The following is a 4,652-nucleotide window of genomic DNA, read 5'->3' on the forward strand; positions in this document are numbered from 1 at the left end:
GCGCTGGGCCGCGTACGGATCGGGAAGCGGCTGGTGCGCGCCCTGCTGGGTCGGGTCCTGGCCCGGTGCCGAGGCCGGATGCGCGTGCGGGAGCGAACCGGGGGCACCGGCTGACCCGGCCGCGGGCCCCGCCTGGCGCCGGGCCACGGCCTGGCCCGGCGCCTGCGGGTGCGAGCCGTCGGGGGAGGGAGGTCCCGCGTCCGGTCCGTCGGCGATGCGGGGAAGCTGGAAGGTGGCGTCGGCTCCGCGGGGCAGCGGTTGCGCGGGCGGTGCCGTCTCGTCGGGGAGCGGCTCGGGTTCGGTGATCCGCGTCACCTCGTACGTCGGCTCGAACGACTGCTGCGCCCAGGCCTGCGGGGTCCCGTAAGGGGAGGTCCAGGCACCGCGGGGGTCCGGCTCACCGCGGGGGGGGGGGGGGGGGGGGGGGGGGGGGYKGTTGCCAGTGCTGCTGGTGATGTCCTTGAGACGGGTACTGCCGGGACGGGTCGTACTGCCGGTTCTGGCCGTGCTGCTGCCAGGGGTCCTGCCACGGCTGCTGCTGCTGAGGTTGCGGTTGTGGCTGCTGCTGTGGGTGTGGCTGCGGGTGCGCGTACTGCTGCTGCGGGGGCAGCGGTTGGGCGGCCTCGGAGTGGGGCGCGGGGCCGTCGGGAGGCTCGCCGTAGGGGGTGCGGTCCTCGCTCATCGGGCACCGCCCGCGAACGGAGGGAGCACCTCGACCGTGCCGCCCTCGCTCAGGTCGACCGTCTCGTGGGCGCGGGCGCCCACGGCGGCGCCGTCGACGAGGAAGGAGCAGCGCAGCAGTACGCGCGCGAACTCGGGCCGCTTGGCGTGGAGCGCGCGGGCGTGCCGCAGCGCGTCGGCGAGCGTGCCGGCGTCGTACGGCTCCTCAGCCGTGCCTGCCGCGGCCTTCGCCGCCGCCCAGTAGCGGATCGTGCCGCTGGCCATGGTGGGTCCCTCTCAGCCGTCCGTGCCCTCGGTGCGGTCCGCGCCGCCGGGAGCGCCGGGCTCCGGGGGGCTCCCGGTGCCGTCGGTGCTGTCTGTGCCGGCCGCGCTGTCGCGGCTCCCATGATGGGGCCTGGCGGCGGTCGCGTGTATCCGGGTGGCCGTCCAGTCGCCGATGCGGTGCAGCAGCGCGGGCTCCGCGGAGTTCTCGGCGTGCCCGAAATCCGTCTCGATCCACAGCTCACACGCCTCGGGGCCCGCCGCCCGGGCGAGGGAGAGCGGGTGGTCCAGGGGGAAGTAGGGGTCCTGGTCGCCGTGGACGACGAGCAGGGGAGCGGGCGCGATCAGTTCGGCGGCGGCCACGGGGGAGAGCGGCACGGGGTTCCAGTCGCGGTGGTGGACGCGGGTGCGGAGCCCGTAGCGGGAGACGAGGCGGCCGAGCGGGTGCTGGATCGCCCAGTGGAGCCGCCGCATGGGGGCGGTTCCCCGGTAGTACCAGCGGGCGGGGGCGCTCACGGCGACCACCGCGTCGGCGTGTGCGTCGGCGTGCGCGCCCGCGGGCTCTGCTTCTCTGCCCTCCCCCGCCCTCTCGCCGTTGCCCGTGCGCGCGACCGTGCGCCCCCCGTGCATCACGGGATCGGGTGTTGACGGTGTGTAGCCGCCGGTGGCGTCGGGCCGGTAGAGGGCACCGTGGCGCAGGACGACCGAACCGCCCATCGAGAAACCGATCGTGGCCACCCGGCGGTGCCCGAGGGAGCGTGCCCAGGCGACCGCGGCGGCCAGGTCCAGCACTTCGCGGTCGCCGACCGTGGAGTGGCCGCCGGAGCGGCCGTGGCCGCGGAAGGAGAAGGTGACCACGGCCGCGTGCTGGGAGAAGGCGGTGGCGGCGCGGCGCAGCGCGGGCTTGTCGAGGGCGCCGGTGAAGCCGTGCGCCAGCACGATCGCACCGGGATCGGCGCCGCCGTCTGCCGCGCACGCCCCTTTCCCGGTGTGCGGGTCCTCGCCGGGGCGCGGGGCGGCGTACGGGGTGTACGCGGCTTCGATCCGGACGCCGTCCGCCGCGCGCAGCTCCGTGCCCTTCGGTCCCATGGTGCTACTCTCCGTGAGGTTTCGATGGGGAGGGCGAGCGATGTCACATGCCGCTCCGTCCTTCATACGGGTATTCTGCTGGGCAAGCAGGACTCGGGCAGCGTCGCCCCCGGGTCCTTTTGTGCTTTCTGGGGGCCGGGGCCGTGGACAGGCCGCGGTCCAGCCCTCGGGCAGTGCCGTACGAAGCAGTGCCGACACATTCCCCCGGGCACAGCAGCCCGGGTGGCGTCCGGTGTGCCGGGCGCCAGGAGGGAACTCGACGTCATGGGCAAGCGAACCGTGCAGAACCGAGACCGGGACCGAGGCCGTTCGAAAGCACACCATCCGCGCTGGGACCCACCACACCTCTTCTCTCCCCCGCACCCCTCCCGCCACAGGGCCGGCTCGCCGGAGGAGGGCGGGCGCGCATGAGTTCGCTTCTTCTCCTCACCAACGCGCTCCAGCCGTCCTCCGAGGTGCTGCCCGCGCTGGGGCTGCTCCTGCACAACGTGCGGGTCGCGCCCGCCGAGGGGCCCGCGCTGATGGACGCGCCGTCGGCCGACGTGATCCTCGTCGACGGGCGCCGCGACCTGCCGCAGGTGCGGTCCCTGTGCCAGCTGCTGCGCTCCACGGGGCCCGGCTGTCCGCTGCTGCTGATCGTGACGGAGGGCGGGCTCGCGGCCGTCACGGCCGAGTGGGGCGTCGACGACGTCCTGCTGGATTCGGCGGGACCCGCCGAGGTCGAGGCCCGGCTGCGGCTGGCCACGGGCCGGCAGCAGATCACCGCGGACGACAGCCCGATGGAGATCCGCAACGGCGACCTGTCGGTGGACGAGGCCACCTACAGCGCGAAGCTGAAGGGGCGGGTCCTGGATCTGACCTTCAAGGAGTTCGAGCTGCTGAAGTTCCTCGCCCAGCATCCGGGGCGCGTCTTCACGCGTGCCCAGCTGCTGCAGGAGGTGTGGGGCTACGACTACTTCGGCGGCACCCGCACCGTCGACGTCCACGTGCGGCGGCTGCGCGCCAAGCTGGGCCCCGAGCACGAGGCCCTCATCGGGACCGTCCGCAATGTCGGCTACCGCTTCGTCTCCCCGGACAAGCCCGAGAAGCCGGGCAAGGGCGGACAGGCCGGGAAGCCGGCCGGGTCGGTGGCGGACGAGGCGGAGCGCGTGACGCGTGAGGCCGCCTCCTCGTCCCGCCGCGGCGAGCACTGAGCCCTTCTCCCACCGCCTCTCCCCGCCCTTCCTCCTCCTCCCGTGCAGGTCACGGGGGCGGCGGAGGGACGGGGAGAGGCAGCGGGGAAAGGGCGGTCGCCCCACAGGTGGACCCGCGTAGACTCTGCGGCGTGGCCAAGGTGACGCGTGACGACGTGGCAAGAGTGGCGGGAACCTCGACGGCCGTCGTCAGCTATGTGATCAACAACGGTCCCCGGCCGGTCGCCCCGGCCACGCGGGAGCGGGTGCTCGCCGCGATCAAGGAGCTGGGGTACCGGCCCGACCGCGTGGCGCAGGCGATGGCGTCCCGCCGTACGGACCTGATAGGGCTGGTCGTCCCGGACGCCCGCCAGCCCTTCTTCGCGGAGATGTCGCACGCCGTCGAACGCGCCGCCGCAGAGCGCGGGAAGATGGTCCTGGTCGGCAACTCCGACTACCTCGACGAGCGCGAGGTCCACTACCTGCGCGCCTTCCTCGGCATGCGGGTCTCAGGGCTCATCCTCATCAGCGCCGGCCCCAGCGAGCACGCGGCGGCGGAGATCGACGCGTGGGACGCCCGCGTCGTGCTGATGCACCGGCGGCCCGAGGCCATCGACGACGTCGCCGTCGTCCTCGACGACGTGGGCGGCGCCCAACTGGCCACCCGCCACCTGCTCGAACACGGCCACGACCACGTGGCCTGTCTCGGCGGGGTGGAGGAGACGCCGAAGCACGGCGACCCGGTCACCGACCACATCGTCGGCTGGGAGCGCGCCATGCGGGAGGCGGGCAGGTCCGTCGAGGGCCGCCTCTTCCAGGCGCCGTACAACCGGTACGACACCTACCGCCTCGCGCTCGACCTGCTGGGGCGCCCCGACCGCCCCACCGCGCTGTTCTGCGCCACGGACGACCAGGCCATCGGCGTGCTGCGGGCCGCGCGTGAGCTGGACATCGACGTGCCGGGACAGCTGGCGGTCACCGGGTTCGACAACGTGAAGGAGGCGGCTCTGACCGATCCGCCGCTGACCACGGTCGGCTCGGACCGCGAGGCGATGGCGCGCGCCGCGGTGGATCTGGTGCTGGACGACTCGGTGCGGATCCCGGGCACGCGCGCCGCGGGCGTCCCCGGCGGCAAGGGCCGGATGCGGCAGTTCCCGTCCGGGCTGGTGATCCGGCGCTCCTGCGGGTGCGGATAGTTTTTCCTGCGGCGGTGCCCCCAGGGAGCCGTTCCCCGCGCCCCTTCGGGACGCGTCCGGGAGAACTTCGGGGTTTTTCAGGGGCTCCTCAGGTGGCTCTCATGTTGCGGGGCGACGCTCGGTGCCATGGAGAACTTCGAGAGGAACACCCAGCCGGGTACGGCGCAGCAGGGTTCAGGGCACTCGGGTACGGGGCAGCAGGGCGCGGGCGCGCCGTGGACGGACACCGCCACCTTCGGSGCSGYSSCCCCGC

The 4,652-nt window shown here is 74.1% G+C and carries 4 protein-coding genes and 1 pseudogene; 2 read left to right on the plus strand and 3 right to left on the minus strand.

All coding sequences use genetic code 11. The annotated features are described in order from the left end of the window. The 3 genes and pseudogenes from AB8Z75_RS32280 to AB8Z75_RS32290 all read right to left on the minus strand — a co-directional run. Positions 1-315: pseudogene (locus AB8Z75_RS32280) on the minus strand (hypothetical protein); the annotation flags it as partial. 363 nt (positions 316-678) lie between these two features. Continuing rightward, positions 679-945 (minus strand): MoaD/ThiS family protein, encoded by a 267-nt coding sequence (locus tag AB8Z75_RS32285; RefSeq protein WP_369208272.1) that lies wholly within the window; start codon positions 943-945, stop codon positions 679-681. Between the two features lie 12 nt (positions 946-957). Continuing rightward, a complete protein-coding gene (locus tag AB8Z75_RS32290) occupies positions 958-2,031 on the minus strand; it encodes an alpha/beta hydrolase (protein WP_369208274.1) in 1,074 nt (357 codons plus the stop codon). A gap of 407 nt (positions 2,032-2,438) precedes the next feature. Between AB8Z75_RS32290 and AB8Z75_RS32295 the strand changes: the two genes are divergently transcribed. Both AB8Z75_RS32295 and AB8Z75_RS32300 read left to right on the plus strand, forming a co-directional pair. After that, positions 2,439-3,224: a response regulator transcription factor gene (locus AB8Z75_RS32295; protein WP_369208276.1), complete on the plus strand. Its 786-nt coding sequence runs from the start codon at positions 2,439-2,441 to the stop codon at positions 3,222-3,224. Positions 3,225-3,355: 131 nt separating this feature from the next. Continuing rightward, positions 3,356-4,399, plus strand: coding sequence for a LacI family DNA-binding transcriptional regulator (locus AB8Z75_RS32300; RefSeq protein ID WP_369208278.1), 1,044 nt, complete (start codon positions 3,356-3,358; stop codon positions 4,397-4,399). Positions 4,400-4,652: the final 253 nt, after the last annotated feature.

The organism is Streptomyces sp. PU-14G (assembly GCF_041028275.1).
GTDB lineage: Bacteria > Actinomycetota > Actinomycetes > Streptomycetales > Streptomycetaceae > Streptomyces.

Excerpts from the sequence above, each read along its gene's own strand:
- AB8Z75_RS32285 (WP_369208272.1), bottom strand. The coding sequence starts at position 945 with ATGGCCAGCGGCACGATCCGCTACTGGGCGGCGGCGAAGGCCGCGGCA.
- AB8Z75_RS32290 (WP_369208274.1), bottom strand. The coding sequence starts at position 2,031 with ATGGGACCGAAGGGCACGGAGCTGCGCGCGGCGGACGGCGTCCGGATC.
- AB8Z75_RS32295 (WP_369208276.1), top strand. The coding sequence starts at position 2,439 with ATGAGTTCGCTTCTTCTCCTCACCAACGCGCTCCAGCCGTCCTCCGAG.